15 protein-coding genes are annotated in these 13,188 nt (G+C 68.4%); 10 read left to right on the top strand and 5 right to left on the bottom strand.

Features of this window, described 5'->3' with window-relative positions; translation table 11 throughout:
- A complete protein-coding gene (locus G4G29_RS15385) occupies nucleotides 1-663 on the bottom strand; it encodes a LysE/ArgO family amino acid transporter (RefSeq protein WP_183150726.1) in 663 nt (220 codons plus the stop codon).
- 70 nt (nucleotides 664-733) lie between these two features.
- Here G4G29_RS15385 and G4G29_RS24155 point away from each other — a divergent pair, with 70 nt between their 5' ends.
- Nucleotides 734-1,033, top strand: coding sequence for a LysR family transcriptional regulator (locus G4G29_RS24155; protein WP_345941093.1), 300 nt, complete (start codon nucleotides 734-736; stop codon nucleotides 1,031-1,033).
- A 581-nt stretch (nucleotides 1,034-1,614) separates the two neighbouring features.
- Here the strand turns inward: G4G29_RS24155 and G4G29_RS15375 are convergent.
- Together G4G29_RS15375 and G4G29_RS15370 are read right to left on the bottom strand one after the other, a co-directional pair.
- On the bottom strand, nucleotides 1,615-2,103 hold the full coding sequence (locus G4G29_RS15375; RefSeq protein ID WP_183150725.1) for a MarR family winged helix-turn-helix transcriptional regulator: 489 nt from the start codon (nucleotides 2,101-2,103) through the stop codon (nucleotides 1,615-1,617).
- A complete protein-coding gene (locus tag G4G29_RS15370) occupies nucleotides 2,090-3,799 on the bottom strand; it encodes an MDR family MFS transporter (protein ID WP_183150724.1) in 1,710 nt (569 codons plus the stop codon). The genes G4G29_RS15375 and G4G29_RS15370 overlap by 14 nt, the downstream gene beginning before the upstream one ends.
- A gap of 278 nt (nucleotides 3,800-4,077) precedes the next feature.
- On the opposite strand from G4G29_RS15370, the gene G4G29_RS15365 reads away from it, so the two are divergent.
- The 4 genes from G4G29_RS15365 (at nucleotide 4,078) to G4G29_RS15350 (ending at nucleotide 7,113) form a co-directional block, all read left to right on the top strand.
- Complete coding sequence (locus G4G29_RS15365) at nucleotides 4,078-4,704, top strand: SipW-dependent-type signal peptide-containing protein (protein WP_183150723.1); 627 nt, start codon at nucleotides 4,078-4,080, stop codon at nucleotides 4,702-4,704.
- 7 nt (nucleotides 4,705-4,711) lie between these two features.
- On the top strand, nucleotides 4,712-5,329 hold the full coding sequence (locus G4G29_RS15360; protein ID WP_183150722.1) for a SipW-dependent-type signal peptide-containing protein: 618 nt from the start codon (nucleotides 4,712-4,714) through the stop codon (nucleotides 5,327-5,329).
- Between the two features lie 49 nt (nucleotides 5,330-5,378).
- The gene (locus tag G4G29_RS15355) at nucleotides 5,379-5,993 is read left to right on the top strand and encodes a signal peptidase I (RefSeq protein WP_183150721.1); all 615 of its coding nucleotides are present in this window, start codon (nucleotides 5,379-5,381) and stop codon (nucleotides 5,991-5,993) included.
- Nucleotides 5,994-6,195: 202 nt separating this feature from the next.
- Nucleotides 6,196-7,113, top strand: coding sequence for a hypothetical protein (locus G4G29_RS15350; RefSeq protein ID WP_183150720.1), 918 nt, complete (start codon nucleotides 6,196-6,198; stop codon nucleotides 7,111-7,113).
- Between the two features lie 29 nt (nucleotides 7,114-7,142).
- Here the strand turns inward: G4G29_RS15350 and G4G29_RS15345 are convergent, their stop codons facing one another.
- Nucleotides 7,143-7,823 carry a YqaJ viral recombinase family protein gene (locus G4G29_RS15345; RefSeq protein ID WP_183150719.1) on the bottom strand — a complete coding sequence of 227 codons (681 nt, stop codon included), beginning with the start codon at nucleotides 7,821-7,823 and terminating at the stop codon, nucleotides 7,143-7,145.
- A gap of 265 nt (nucleotides 7,824-8,088) precedes the next feature.
- Between G4G29_RS15345 and G4G29_RS15340 the strand changes: the two genes are divergently transcribed.
- The 4 genes from G4G29_RS15340 (at nucleotide 8,089) to rplL (ending at nucleotide 10,429) form a co-directional block, all read left to right on the top strand.
- The gene (locus G4G29_RS15340) at nucleotides 8,089-8,739 is read left to right on the top strand and encodes a hypothetical protein (protein WP_183150718.1); all 651 of its coding nucleotides are present in this window, start codon (nucleotides 8,089-8,091) and stop codon (nucleotides 8,737-8,739) included.
- Complete coding sequence (locus tag G4G29_RS15335; protein ID WP_183150717.1) at nucleotides 8,736-9,062, top strand: hypothetical protein; 327 nt, start codon at nucleotides 8,736-8,738, stop codon at nucleotides 9,060-9,062. Before G4G29_RS15340 ends, G4G29_RS15335 begins: the two co-directional genes overlap by 4 nt.
- 446 nt (nucleotides 9,063-9,508) lie before the next feature.
- The gene (gene rplJ, locus G4G29_RS15330; RefSeq protein ID WP_183150716.1) at nucleotides 9,509-9,997 is read left to right on the top strand and encodes a 50S ribosomal protein L10; all 489 of its coding nucleotides are present in this window, start codon (nucleotides 9,509-9,511) and stop codon (nucleotides 9,995-9,997) included.
- 48 nt (nucleotides 9,998-10,045) lie between these two features.
- Entirely contained in the window at nucleotides 10,046-10,429 is a 384-nt protein-coding gene (gene rplL / locus G4G29_RS15325) for a 50S ribosomal protein L7/L12 (RefSeq protein ID WP_017201501.1), read from the top strand.
- A gap of 68 nt (nucleotides 10,430-10,497) precedes the next feature.
- Here rplL and G4G29_RS15320 read toward each other — a convergent pair whose 3' ends face one another.
- The gene (locus G4G29_RS15320; protein ID WP_183150715.1) at nucleotides 10,498-11,502 is read right to left on the bottom strand and encodes a LacI family DNA-binding transcriptional regulator; all 1,005 of its coding nucleotides are present in this window, start codon (nucleotides 11,500-11,502) and stop codon (nucleotides 10,498-10,500) included.
- Between the two features lie 281 nt (nucleotides 11,503-11,783).
- Here G4G29_RS15320 and G4G29_RS15315 point away from each other — a divergent pair, with 281 nt between their 5' ends.
- Nucleotides 11,784-13,103, top strand: a complete 1,320-nt coding sequence (locus tag G4G29_RS15315; RefSeq protein WP_183150714.1) for an extracellular solute-binding protein — start codon at nucleotides 11,784-11,786, stop codon at nucleotides 13,101-13,103.
- Nucleotides 13,104-13,188 lie beyond the last annotated feature (85 nt).

Genomic DNA, 13,188 nt, shown 5'->3' with positions numbered 1-13,188 from the left:
TCACCCGCCGAGGACCGGGACGACCAGACTGATCGCGATCGAGATCATGATGACCGCGATCACGGCGTCGAGGATCCGCCACGACCGAGGAGTGCGCAGCCACCGGCCCAGGTAGCGGGCGCCGAAGCCCAGCGCCGTGAACCAGAGGATGCTGGCCGCGATCGCCCCTCCGGCGAACAACCAGCGCTCGTCTCCGTGAGTGGCCGCGATCGAGCCGAGCATCAGCACGGTGTCGAGGTAGACATGCGGATTGAGCCAGGTGAGTGCCAGCGTGGTGAGGATGACCGGTGCCAGCCTCGTGCGGGGGAGCGTCGTCGTCGGGCTCTGGAGCGTCGATGAGCCGGTGTCCGCGACGTCGGTTCCGTCCACGCGGAGCTCTTCGCCACCACGCCAGGCGCGACGCGCGGCCAGGATGCCGTAGACCGCCAGGAACAGCGCACCCGCCCACCGGGCCACGACCACGAGCCAGGGCGCCGCCGACAGCACGAACCCGAGTCCGGCGACGCCCGCCGCGATCAGGGCGGCATCGGACAGCGCGCAGATGATGACGACGGCGACCACGTGCTCTCGGCGAATCCCCTGCCGCAACACGAACACGTTCTGCGCGCCGATGGCGACGATCAGGGAGAGGCCGAGGCCGAGGCCGGCGAGGACGGTGAGCATGACTCCAGCCTAGGAACCGAGACGCATCAGCAGAAGCAAAGATTCCTACCGAACCATTAGCATCGCTTATGTGAGAATCGATCCGCATCTGGCCGCCACGCTCGCCGCGATCGTCGACGAAGGCACCCTGGATGCGGCGTCTCGGCGGCTGCGGATCACCCCTTCGGCGGTGAGTCAACGGCTGAAGACGCTCGAGCAGCAGCTCGGTCGCATCCTGGTCGTCCGCGCGAAGCCGGCACGCCTGACGGAAGCAGGGGAGGCCGTCGTCCGCTTGGCGCGGCAGGTCGCCCTGCTCGAACACGACGCGCTCGTCGGTGTGGGATCGACGATGCCGACGGCGCCCGTCGGATCAGCATCCCCCTCGCCGTGAACGCCGATTCGATGGCGACGTGGTTCCTCGCCCCTCTTGCCCGGCTGTCGGCCGGGCACGGCATCGACTTCGATCTGCACCGCGACGACCAGAACTTCACCGCTCGGCTGCTGGAATCGGGTACCGTGATGGCCGCCGTCACCAGCGAGGAGACTCCGGTGGCCGGGTGTTCCGTGACACCCCTCGGCGTGCTCGAGTACCGCGCGATGGCAGAGCCCGCCTTCGCGGAGCGCTGGTTCGCGGACGGAGTCACGGCGACGGCGCTGTCATCCGCGCCGTTCGTCGACTTCGATCGGCGGGACACCCTGCAGCACGAATGGCTGCGGGCGATGTCGGTCAACCAGGACGGCGTGCCGCGACACTACGTCCCGGCCTCCCACGACTACGCGCTCGCCGTCGAGCTCGGGCTCGGATGGGGGATGCTTCCCGTGATGCAGGAGTCCGCCGGACTCGTGCCGCTGGGGGACCGGCGCTTCGGGTCGAACTCTTCTGGCAGCAGTGGAATCTGCGCTCGGAGCTGCTCGACACGATCGCGGAGGAGATCGCGGCCGAGGCTCGTCAGGTGCTCGGTCGCCGGCCGGTCACTCCGCCGCGGAAGAGGCGGGCGTCACGCCGGCCGCAAGGGCGTGCAGCAGCCGGGTGAGATTGCCGATGTCGGTGAGACTCCAGTCCTCGAGCGTGCGGAGGAGCTTGCCCTCCTGAGGCAGGCGCGCAGCCGCGAGCCGCTCCTCGCCCAGGGCAGTGACCTGGAGGGGGAAGGAGCGGCCGTCGACCGGGTCGGTGGAGCGTTCGACCAGGCCGAGCTCCGCGAGTTCGCGCACGGTGCGACTGACCTGCCCCTTGTCCATGAGCATCCGCTCCGACAGGGTCGAGACCGTCGCCTTCTCGCAGCGCGCGATGGTGGTGAAGATCTTGTAGGCGCCTGGAAGCATGCCGGGACTCACCCTGTTCGCGTTCTCGGTGATCACGCGGCGGAAGTGCGTGATCAGCTCGCCGAACTCCGCCTCGAGGGCGCGGACCGCAGCGGCCCGCGCCTCGGGTGTGTCGGAGACGTGCTCAGCGTCCGGCATCGGACGCCGCATCCGTGCGGCCGTCGCCGGACCGGCCGACCGCAGCCACGCTCCCGGTCGTCGCACCGGAGACGGCCGCCGCATCAGCGATCGCCACGTCGGCGGCATCTTCCACCGTGCTCTTCTTCGCGGCATCCGCCTGTGCGCGCTCGGTCGTGGTCATGGTCGTGAGGGGGCGGTTCGGCAGGAACAGGATCGCGACCAGGCTGATCACGGCGAGCGGGATGCCGATCAGGAACGCGTGCGAGATGGCCTGCGCGTAGAAGTCCTCGACGATCGAGCGCACGGGTTCCGGCAGGAGTCTGACCTCGGGGAGCGTTCCGCTGGAGAGCTGGGCGGCGACCTCCGCGCCCTTCTCGCCGAGCTTCGCGATCGCCGCTCCCAGGCGCTCCTTCCCGTCGGAGAAGAGGCCAGTGAGGCTGTTCGCGAGCACGGCGCCCATGACGGAGACGCCGATCGTGCCGCCCAGGCTCCGGAAGAACGTCACGCCCGAACTCGCGACACCCATCTCGCTCGGCTTCGCGACGTTCTGGACGATCAGGACGAGGTTCTGCATCGTCATGCCGACGCCGGCGCCCATCACGAACATGTAGATCGAGACGAGCACGAAGTTCGTGTCGTAGTGCAGTGTCGACAGCATGACCGACCCGGCGATCAGCAGCACGGAGCCGAGGACCAGGTAGCCCTTCCATTTGCCGAAGCGGGTCACGAGCTGCCCGATGACCATGGAGGAGATCAGGAGTCCGGCCATCATCGGCAAGGTCATGAGGCCGGCCTCGGTCGGCGTGGCGCCGCGGGAGAGCTGCATGTACTGCGCGAGGTACACCGAGGTGCCGAACATCGCGACGCCGATGGAGATCGACGCGAGCACGGAAAGGGTGAACGTGCGCCCACGGAACAGCGTGAGCGGGATGAGCGGCTCGCGCACCTTGAGCTCGACGATCACGAAGGCGATTGCGGCGACGATCGCGCCGCCCACCATGAGCGCGGTCTCGGTGCCCCACCAGTCGAAGGTCGATCCGGCGTTGGTGATCCAGATGAGGATCAGCGAGACGGCAGCCGAGAGCAGCACGATGCCGAGATAGTCGATCGACACCCTGCGGGTGCGTTCGGTGCTGATGTGCAGAGTCTTCTGCAGGATGATCAGGGCCGCGACGGCGAAGGGCAGCGCGACGAAGAAGTTCCAGCGCCAGTTCGCGACGTCCGTGATCCATCCGCCGAGCAGCGGGCCTCCGACGGTGGCGACCGCCATCACGGCGCCGAACAGCCCCATGTACCTGCCGCGTTCGCGGGGGCTGATGATGTCGGCCATGATGACCTGACTCAACGCCGCGAGGCCGCCACCGCCGATGCCCTGGATGGCGCGGAAGGCGATGAGCGTGTTCGTGTCCTGCGCGAATCCGGCCGCGGCGGTGGCACCGACGAAGATGACGATCGCGATCTGGATGAGCAGCTTGCGGTTGAACAGGTCGGCGAGCTTGCCCCAGATCGGCGTGGAGATCGCGGTCGTGAGGAGCGTGGCCGTGATGACCCAGGTGTACGCGGCCTGGTCGCCGCCCAGGTCGTGCACGATGACGGGCATCGACGTGGAGACGACCGTGGTCGCGATCATCGACACGAACATGCCGAGCAGGAGGCCCGTGAGGGCCTCCAGCACCTGGCGATGCGTCATCTTTACGGGAGAGTCCGTGGGCATGCGGGACCTTTCGTGAGTCGCGGGGAGGATGCTGCGACAGCTCTGGCGCGCACACAGGATGGTTGAACTGGGTCAACTATACGGCGATCGTTGATTAACGTCAACAATCGGGAGAGTGCGTCGAACTGCGCGCGATGGACGAAGGTCGTGCGCGAAATCGCCTTGTTCTGCGCGAGGGCCGGGGAGAGGATGGCGCAAACACGCGGATGCGAACCGTCGAGGAGCGACCCGGAACACAGGCATTCACGTGGTTCACGGATTCCTGAGGGGGAAGCGACATGGCAACCAAGGCAACCCAACGCAAAGTCCTGGCGGTGCTCGCCGGAGGACTCGTGCTCGGGGTCGGCACCGCCGTCACCCTCGCGGTGTGGAACGACTCCGAGTTCGCGAACGGCACGTTCACGGCCGGCGCGTTCAACCTGCAGGGCTCGACCGACGGCACCACCTATGCCGATCACAACACCGACGACGGCGACACGGCGGCGACGCTCGACTTCAGCCTCCCGGCGGACGTGGTCGACAACATGTCGCCCACCGACTCCGTCTACGCCGGGTTCTGGGTGCGGCTTGCTGCAGGCACCACATCCGGGGCGGATCTCGTCGCCGACGGCACCACGGCCGACGCCGCCGCCTCGTCGAACTCCGACCACCTCTCCTATGCGATCTACCAGCTCGCGCCAGGGGCGACCTGCGATGCGACGACGGCGACGGGCACCCCGATCGCCAGCGGTGCGACGCTGGACGCCCAGACCGGAGCCACCACGGTGCCGCTGACCGCAGGCGCCACCGCGACGGCCCCGGGGACGGCGGTGCAGCTGTGCATCGCCGTGACGGCGGATGCCGCGCTGGAGCCCAGCCTGGTGACCAACGCCACCTGGAAGTTCACGGCGACCTCGACGAACTGAGTCCGCGATGGTCACCCGCAGAGAGGGGCGGGAGAGACGTCGGCTGCACTCCCTTCGGCTGCGAGCCGTCCTCGCGGGCGGACTCGTGCTCGGGATCGGCGTGGCCGCGACTCTCGCCGCATGGAACGACTCCGAGTTCGGTTCCGCGAACTTCATCGCGGGGAAGTTCGACATCGTCGGTGCGGTCGACGGGACCACGTTCTCGAGTCACGCCACCACCGGTACAGCGGCCGCGCTGAACTTCCAGCTCGCTCCGACCGCGATGGCGCCTGGCAACACGACCTACGCGTTGTTCAGCGTCAAGACGGCCAACCCGTCGGTTGCCGGGACGCTGCAGCTGACGGCGGGAACACCGACGGGCACGGGGCTCGCGACCTACCTGACCTACGGGGTGCGCACGATCTCCGGCACGAGCTGCACGTCGACCAGTTACGCCGGGGGAACCTCGGTGGTCGCCGACGGCTCGGCGATGACGGCAGCCGGATCGACGGCGCAGGTCGTGACCGCGAACGGGGCGGCCCAGGTCAACTACTGCTTCGCTGTCACGCTCCCGAGCACCGCACCCAATGGGGCCCAGGGGCTCACGATGGCCCAGACCTGGCAGATCCAGGGAACCTCGTCGTAGCGGGGTGCTTCATCGACAGGAGCGCGGACGCCGAGGAGAGGAGGAGGAGATGACGATCCCGACGACACGGCGGAGCCTGCGGGAGTCCGCGCCATCGCCCGCCATGGGTCCCGGCGCCGGTTCGGCCCCCGTCCGTGCTCAGGTGCGCCCCGGCCGGATCCTCGGTGACATCCTGCTCTGGTTGGCTGCGATCGCCGGCACCGTGTGCATCCTGCTCGTCGTGCTCGCCTTCACCGCGCAGATCACGCTCATCATGTTCCGCACCGGCTCGATGTCGCCGACGATCCCCGCCGGTGCCGTCGCGGTCGTGCAGCGTGTGCCCGCGAGCGAGATCGAGGTCGGCGACGTCGTCACCGTGGATCGCGACGGCGAGCTTCCGGTGACGCACCGCGTCACGACGATCGCGCCCGGTGCGGCCGCCGACGAACGCATCATCACGATGCGAGGGGATGCGAACGCCGCCGACGACCCCTTCCCGTACCCCGTCACGTCCGTGCGCACGGTGCTGTTCGCGGTTCCCGGCATCGCGCTGATCGTCGCGGGCATGGGCAACCCCGTCGTGCTGGGTTCGTTGACGGTGGCGGCCACGACGCTGGTGGTGTGGGCGTTCTGGCCGCGCCGATCCGGTCGGAGCGGGGTCGATGTCGACGGGAACGGGCCATGAGACGCGTGCTCGCAGCCGCATCGCTCGCCGTCGTCCTGGCGGCGCTGCCGACGACCGCATGGGCGGCGCCGTCGACGCAGGTCATCCAGGGATCCGTGCTGCGTCTCGTCTCGGTCGCCGACTGGGAGGCGGCAGCCGGTCTCCTCCCTGGTCAGCCCGTGCGCTGGGACGTCGCGGTGAGTGCGAGCGCCCCGGATCCCGGGTGGTGCGGATCGCCGTCAGCGCCAGGGGAGACGCCCGACTCCTCCTGGACATCTCCCTGTGCTCGCAGGCGTGGACCCCGGCGGGGTGTCCGGGCGGCGCGGACGAGCTGCGCACCGGATGGAGCATCCCGCGTGACGGTGTCGAGGTGCCGCTCGCCGAGATCGCGGACACCGAGACCGCGCACGTCCGGCTCGACATCGTCCTCGATCCTGCGGACGGTTCCGGCAGCACCGACGTCCGTGTGCTCGCACAGGGCGCGGGGAGACGGTCAGCATCGGGGCGGACGGAGGCCTCGCGACCACCGGAATGCCACCGGGCGCCCCGTGGGCCGTCGCCGCCGGTGCGGCACTCGTGCTCTGGGGGCGTCCCTGCTGCTACGGCGTCGCGGAAGAGCGGCACCCGACGAGGAGCGTGCACCATGAGCCGGCCGACACGCGCACGTCTGGCTGCGGGCCTGGTGGGAGTCGCCGTGCTCGTCGGCATCGCGTCCGCGCCTTCTGTGCCGCTGACGGATGCCGCCTTCACCGACAGCGAGTACGCCTCCGGCTCCTTCACCGCGGCGACACTCTCGACGCCCACGGTGACCTCGTGCACGGTCACGAACTTCCTGGGCACCTTCACGGGCTTCACGATCACGTGGACGTCGCCGTATCAGAAGGTGCAGCAGCGGCTGTCGATCAACAATGTGGTGGTCGACAACACCAATGTCACGCAGACCGGGACGGGGCCGTACACCTATTCGGCCACCATCAGCTCCGGGCTGCTCAACACGCTCCTGGGCAGCCTTCTCGGTTCGACCAACACGGTGCGCGTCGACAGCATCTACTCCGGGACGTCATGGGCATCGCCGGCTGTGACGCGCACGCTGTCGGTCGGTGGCCTGCTGGGTCTCGGCGGCAACAACACCTGTACCTGAGCGGGGTGCGGTGCCGGTCGGGCGCTCGATCAGTCGGCGAGGGCCAGCGCGCGGAAGGCATCGCGCTCACGGAGCTGCTCGCGACGGCTCGCCGCGGCATCCACGATCCGGCTCGGGACCTGCTGGCCGGTGGTGCGGCGGTAGAGCTCGTCGATCAGGTCGGTGGCGAGGGCCACGAGTTTCGCGATCTCACGGTCGTCGCGGTCGATCCACACGCAGCGCGGCTCGTCGTGGACCGGGGCGAAGTCGACGTGCTCCTCCCAGACGAACAGCGTGCGTTCGGCTCCCAGTACATGCTGCTGCCACCACACCTGGCGGAGATACGTGCGGGGGATGCCGCGGAAGGCCTTGTTCGTGGTCTTGATCTCGGCGAGCTTCACACGTCCGTCCGCGTCGACCGCGATGCCGTCGGGCGTGGCGAGGTGACGATGCTCGACCTCGGCGCGGAAGAGGGCGGACGAGGGGAGGATGCCGTGCGTCGCCGCGACCCAGGCCGCGATCTCGGGCTCACGCCGTCGACCGTGATCGGTGTACGCGTTGCCGCCGAAGCGGGGGCCGCCGCCGAGCTTCGAGTCGGCCGCCCTGGCGATGGACTTCTCGGAGGTGAGACCCGCGACGTCGGTCGCGGTGATGCCCCGAGATCGCGCCCGCAACCACGCCACGCGGTCGCGTGAATCCGCGACGATGCGTGCTGCGAGTTCCGGGTTCACTCTTCGACCCTAACCCCGTCCGCCGACCCTCCTTCCCTCACACGCCGCCCCCGCCCTTCCCGTTCCGCTTGCCGCCCGCTTCCTGTCGAGCGCACGGCTTCCTGTCGAGCGCACGGTGTATTCGCGTGCGTATCCCGTGCGCTGGGGAACATCCGGTGCACTCGGGGCGTGGCCACTCGTCCTCCACGGACGAGGCTGGAGCGCGAGAAGATCGGGAGGTTGGGGACGACGTGAGACGGAACGGCGGCGAGAGGCACCATGAGGCATGACCTCGTCTGCGCCCGTCCTGTCCGAGCTCGTCCGCTCGCGGAGAGACCTTCTCCGGAACGGATGGACGGACCGGCGGATCGCGGCCGCGCTGGCGGACGGTTCACTCGTCGGCATCCGGCGCGGATGGTTCATGCATGCCGTCGACCGGACGGCGCTCTGGGCAGAGGAGAAGCATCTCGCGCATGTGATCGCGGTGGCCCGTGACGCGCGGGGTTCGGCGGTCATGTCGCACTCGTCGGCTGCCGTGCTCTGGGATCTGCCGCTTCACGGGGTACGGCTCGCGCGGGTGCACATGACGACGCCGACGCCGAGGCGGATATCGAGCGCACCCGATGTGCTCCGCCATGTCGCGCCGCTCCCGGCATCGGATGTGGTCGTGCGCGCCGGCATCCGATGCACCTCGCTGTCACGAACCGTTTTCGATGCCGTGCGCTTCCTGCCCGTGGGGGCCGCCGTGGCGCTCGCGGATGCCGCAGAACGACAGATGGCCCTGCGGCAGCGGGGTGGGACATGGATGCCGTCCTGTCCTGGCGCCGTGGCCTCGCGGGCAGGCTGGAGGAGGCGACCGGAGCGCGAGGGATCCGTCGGGCCCGTTGGGTGGCGGCGTTCGCCGACGGGCGGGCGCAACTCCCGGGCGAGAGCGTGAGCCGGCTGCACCTGCACACGCTCGGGTTCGCTGCGCCCGAACTGCAGGTGCCGATCGATGGCCCTGATGGCAGTCGCTATCTCGTCGATTTCGGGCTCGCCGACGTCAGAAGCTTCGGGGAGTTCGACGGCAAGACGAAGTACCTCGACGAGGCGATGCGATCGGGGCGCTCTCTCGACCAGGTGCTGCTCGCCGAGAAGCAGCGGGAGGATTGGATCCGCGGTCGAACACAATGGCGCTTCGCCCGATGGGGAGCCGAGCACATCAGGACGCCCGCCGCCCTCGCCGCTCGTCTCGCTGCGTTCAACATCTCCCCGCCTTGACCCTGTTCCTATACCCGTCCCCGAGCTTCCCGTCTTCGCCGCACCCCCCTCGGCGCCGAGTCTCTCGCCGAGCACTTCGTACTGCGCACCGAAACGTCTCGCCGAGCGCACGACTTGTTGCCGAGTGCACGGGGAGTCGACGTCGATACCCCGTGCGCTCGTCAATACCCCGTGCACTCGGCGGGGAGGGGCGGGGGAAGGGAGGGACGGGACGGGGCGGGGATTTGGGGGAAGGAAGGGCGTGGGGTAGAGTATGGGTAACCGAAGACCGCTGGTCATCGTGCGTGCGCGAGCACGCAGGATCGAAGCTCTGCTCAGCAGGGGCCCGCGCAGGACACGAACTTTCCAAAGCTCCGTGCGCTTGCGCCGGAGCTTTTCTGTTGTGCAGGTGGTCCAGGTCGGCGCCACACCACCGTGCGGCGCCTCGTACACACCAAGGAGTGACCATGGCGCAGAAGGATGCATCGGTCGCCGAGCTCACGAAGTCATTCGAGAACTCGACTGCCGTTCTGCTGACCGAGTACCGCGGTCTGACGGTTGCCCAGCTCAAGGAGCTGCGCAACAGCATCCGTCAGGACGCTGAGTACGCCGTGGTGAAGAACACGCTGACCAAGATCGCCGCCAACAAGGCTGGCATCTCCGCGCTGGACGACGACCTCAAGGGTCCGTCGGCTGTCGCGTTCGTGCACGGCGACTTCGTCGCCACCGCCAAGGCTCTGCGTGACTTCGCCAAGGCCAACCCGCTTCTCGTGATCAAGGCCGGCATCTTCGAGGGCAACGCCCTCACCGCCGACGAGGTCAACAAGTACGCCTCGCTCGAGAGCCGTGAGGTTCTGCTGGCGAAGGCTGCGGGCATGATGAAGGCGACGATGGGCAAGGCTGCGGCCACCATCGACGCGCTTCGCGAAAAGCTCGAGACCGCCGAGGCCGCGTAAGCGTCCGACGTTCTCGTACAACAACCCCATCTATCTAGGAGATACATCATGGCGAAGCTTTCCACCGAGGAGCTGCTCGAGCAGTTCGCTGGCCTGACCCTCGTCGAGCTCAACGACTTCGTGAAGGCGTTCGAGGAGAAGTTCGAGGTCACCGCTGCTGCACCCGTCGCCGTCGCCGGCGCTGCGGGTGGCGCAGGCGCTGCCGAGGCTGAAGAGGAGAAGGACTCCTTCGACGTCATCCTCGAGGCTGCTGGCGACAAGAAGATCCAGGTCATCAAGACCGTCCGCGAGCTCACCTCGCTGGGTCTCGGCGAGGCCAAGGCTGTCGTCGACGGTGCTCCCAAGGCCGTGCTCGAGGGCGCGAACAAGGAGACCGCCGAGAAGGCCAAGGCTGCTCTCGAAGAGGCCGGCGCGACGGTTACCCTCAAGTAATCACGCTTCAGCGTTCTTCACGAAGGCCCCGGGTTCGCCCGGGGCCTTCGTGCATTCCCGCCCCGGAGTCAGCGCGGGGGAGCGGTCGAGTTGCGCACCACGAGAGCGGATGCCGCGGCGACGTGTTCCAGTGGAGCCTCCGGCTGCTCCATGCGCCGCACCAGCAGCCGGACGGCTTCGTGTCCCTGCTCCCTGGGTGACTGGCCGATCGTGGTCAGCGCGAACATGTCGGCATGCTCGTGGTCGTCGATGCCGACGACGCTGAGCTCGGTCGGCACCGCGATCCCGAGTCGACGAGCCGCGATGATCGCGCCGATCGCCGCCTCGTCGCACACCCCCACGATCGCGGTGGGGCGATTCCGGCGGTCCCCGAGGAGTCCGGCCGTCGCCGTGTAGCCGCCGGGCATGGTCGGGGCGGACCCGGCGACCCGTGCGTGATCGGAGAGGCCGGCCGCGTGCATGGCGCCGTGATATCCATCGAGCCGCCTGGCGTCGCCGAAGCTCAGCTCTGCCGCATCCGTCGATCCGCCGACGAAGGCGATGTGGCTGTGCCCGAGCTCGATCAGGTGCTCGGTGGCGATACGGGCGGCAGCCGTGTCGTCGATGGAGACGGCGCTCGACCCCTCGCTGTACGGGCCCACGCTCACGAGAGGGCGCGCCGTGCGCTGCAGGCGCTCGAGTTCGTGCGCACTCGGCTGGATTCCGACGGCGATGATCCCGTCGAAGCGTCGACCGGGCAGCACGCTCTCGAACATGCGCTCCCTCGTCTGCGAGCCCTCGGGGACTCCGTAGAGCGCGAGGTCGTAGTCGAGTGCGAACAGGGAATCCTGGATGCCGGCGAGCAACTCCGCGAAGAACCATCGATCCACCGGCGGCATCACCACGCCCACCGTCTGGGTCCGCCCGGTCGCGAGGCTCGTGGCGGAGGAATGGGCGACGTAGGAGAGGTCGCGCGCCGCACCCTCGACCCGCGCACGGGTGTCTTCCGAGACGTAGCCTCGTCCGCTCAGGGCGCGACTCGCCGTGGCCTTCGACACCCCGGCGCGCGCCGCGACATCCGCGATCGTGCTCATCCGGTCCTCCTCGACCTGATCACGCCTGCGTGGGGCGGCGCTGAGCGCGCCGGGTGACAGCGTAGTCCGTGGTGCGCGAAAAAGGAACCGGTTCCACACGGCTCTCGAGGGAGCGCTCCCATCGGAGCTCGAGAACGGCGCCGAATGGTTGTGAGCTTGTGACCCTCGCGTGTTGTGCCGGGCGGCGGTACAACAGTATGTTGGCCTGGAATCGGTTCCCGAACGATGCCGCGGGGTGGCGTCAGACGCACGGGACCCTGTACTCGAAGAGGAGAATTCACATGGCTCTGTCACAGCGTTCCCGGCGTTACGCGCCACTTGCCCTGCTGGGGGTCGCGGGCATCGCGCTCGCCGGATGCGGAGCTCCCGGAGGGGCGCCGGAAGGGGGCGGTGGAAGCGGCGGCGGAGACAACACCGTCACGATCTACGGCACGATCGTCGATGACGAGGCGAAGCTCCTCGCGGAATCCTGGGCGGATTTCGAGAAGGAGAACGACATCACGATCAAGTACGAGGGCAGCCAGGACTTCGAGACGCAGCTCGGCACGCGCGCACAGGGTGGGAACCCGCCCGACATCGCGATCTTCCCGCAGCCGGGTCTGTTCGCGGACTACGCGTCGCGTGACCTGTTGAAGCCCGCTCCGGAGGCCGTCAAGAAGAACGCCGAGGAGTACTGGACCCAGGGATGGGTCGACTTCGGCACCTACGACGACACGTTCTACGGCGCGCCGCTGATGGCGAGCGTCAAGGGCTGGGTCTGGTACTCGCCGAAGAAGTTCGCCGAGTGGGGCGTCGAGCAGCCGACCAGCTGGGAAGAGCTGCTGACCCTCACCCAGACGATCGAGGAGAAGAGCGGTGCCGCACCGTGGTGCGCCGGCTTCGAATCGGGCGTCGCCACCGGGTGGCCTGGCACGGACTGGATCGAAGACCTCGTGCTGCGCAACTCCGGCGCCGACGTGTACGACCAGTGGGTGAAGAACGAGATCCCCTTCACGGACCCGCAGATCAAGTCGGCCTTCGACGAGACGGGCAAGATCCTGCTGAACCCGGCGTACGTGAACGGCGGCTTCGGTGACGTGCGCTCGATCAACTCCACGGCTTTCGGTGATGTGGCTCCCAAGGTGGCCAGCGGCGAGTGCGCGCTGACCCACCAGGCGTCGTTCCTCTCTGGCTTCTTCCCTGAGGGCACGGATGTCGCCGAAGACGGCGACGTGTGGGCGTTCCTCCTGCCGAGCAAGAGCCCGGACGAGACGTTCATCACCGGTGGTGGCGAGATCGTGGGCGCGTTCAGCGACTCCGAGGCGACGCAGAAGGTGCTCGAGTACCTCTCGAGCCCGGAGTGGGCGAACAGCCGTCTGGCACTGGGCGGGGTCACCTCCGCGAACAAGGGTGTCGACCTGGACGTCGTCGAGAACCCGATCCTGCAGGAGTCGATCAAGCTCCTCCAGGACGACTCGGTCACCTTCCGCTTCGACGGCTCCGACCAGATGCCGGGTGCGGTCGGCTCCGGCACCTTCTGGAAGGGCATGGTCGCCTGGATCAACGGCACCTCCACCGACGAGGTCCTCACGCAGATCCAGACCGGCTGGCCGTCCAGCTGATCGGATGAGGAGGGCCGCCCGGACGGGCGGCCCTCCTTCTCACACCCGGTCAGCGCATCGTCGCGCCGACCGCTGATCAGCTCCG

This window comes from Microbacterium sp. Se63.02b, assembly GCF_014171575.1.
Classification (GTDB): Bacteria; Actinomycetota; Actinomycetes; order Actinomycetales; family Microbacteriaceae; genus Microbacterium.
This window is presented reverse-complemented; position numbering and strand designations above follow the sequence as displayed.

What these genes read in the sequence shown, in the direction of transcription:
- G4G29_RS15320 (WP_183150715.1), bottom strand. Translation starts at nt 11,502, where the DNA reads ATGAGCACGATCGCGGATGTCGCGGCGCGCGCCGGGGTGTCGAAGGCC.
- G4G29_RS15375 (WP_183150725.1), bottom strand. Translation starts at nt 2,103, where the DNA reads ATGCCGGACGCTGAGCACGTCTCCGACACACCCGAGGCGCGGGCCGCT.
- G4G29_RS15365 (WP_183150723.1), top strand. Translation starts at nt 4,078, where the DNA reads ATGGCAACCAAGGCAACCCAACGCAAAGTCCTGGCGGTGCTCGCCGGA.
- G4G29_RS15315 (WP_183150714.1), top strand. Translation starts at nt 11,784, where the DNA reads ATGGCTCTGTCACAGCGTTCCCGGCGTTACGCGCCACTTGCCCTGCTG.
- G4G29_RS15385 (WP_183150726.1), bottom strand. Translation starts at nt 663, where the DNA reads ATGCTCACCGTCCTCGCCGGCCTCGGCCTCGGCCTCTCCCTGATCGTC.
- rplJ (WP_183150716.1), top strand. Translation starts at nt 9,509, where the DNA reads ATGGCGCAGAAGGATGCATCGGTCGCCGAGCTCACGAAGTCATTCGAG.
- rplL (WP_017201501.1), top strand. Translation starts at nt 10,046, where the DNA reads ATGGCGAAGCTTTCCACCGAGGAGCTGCTCGAGCAGTTCGCTGGCCTG.
- G4G29_RS15340 (WP_183150718.1), top strand. Translation starts at nt 8,089, where the DNA reads ATGACCTCGTCTGCGCCCGTCCTGTCCGAGCTCGTCCGCTCGCGGAGA.
- G4G29_RS15360 (WP_183150722.1), top strand. Translation starts at nt 4,712, where the DNA reads ATGGTCACCCGCAGAGAGGGGCGGGAGAGACGTCGGCTGCACTCCCTT.
- G4G29_RS15355 (WP_183150721.1), top strand. Translation starts at nt 5,379, where the DNA reads ATGACGATCCCGACGACACGGCGGAGCCTGCGGGAGTCCGCGCCATCG.
- G4G29_RS15370 (WP_183150724.1), bottom strand. Translation starts at nt 3,799, where the DNA reads ATGCCCACGGACTCTCCCGTAAAGATGACGCATCGCCAGGTGCTGGAG.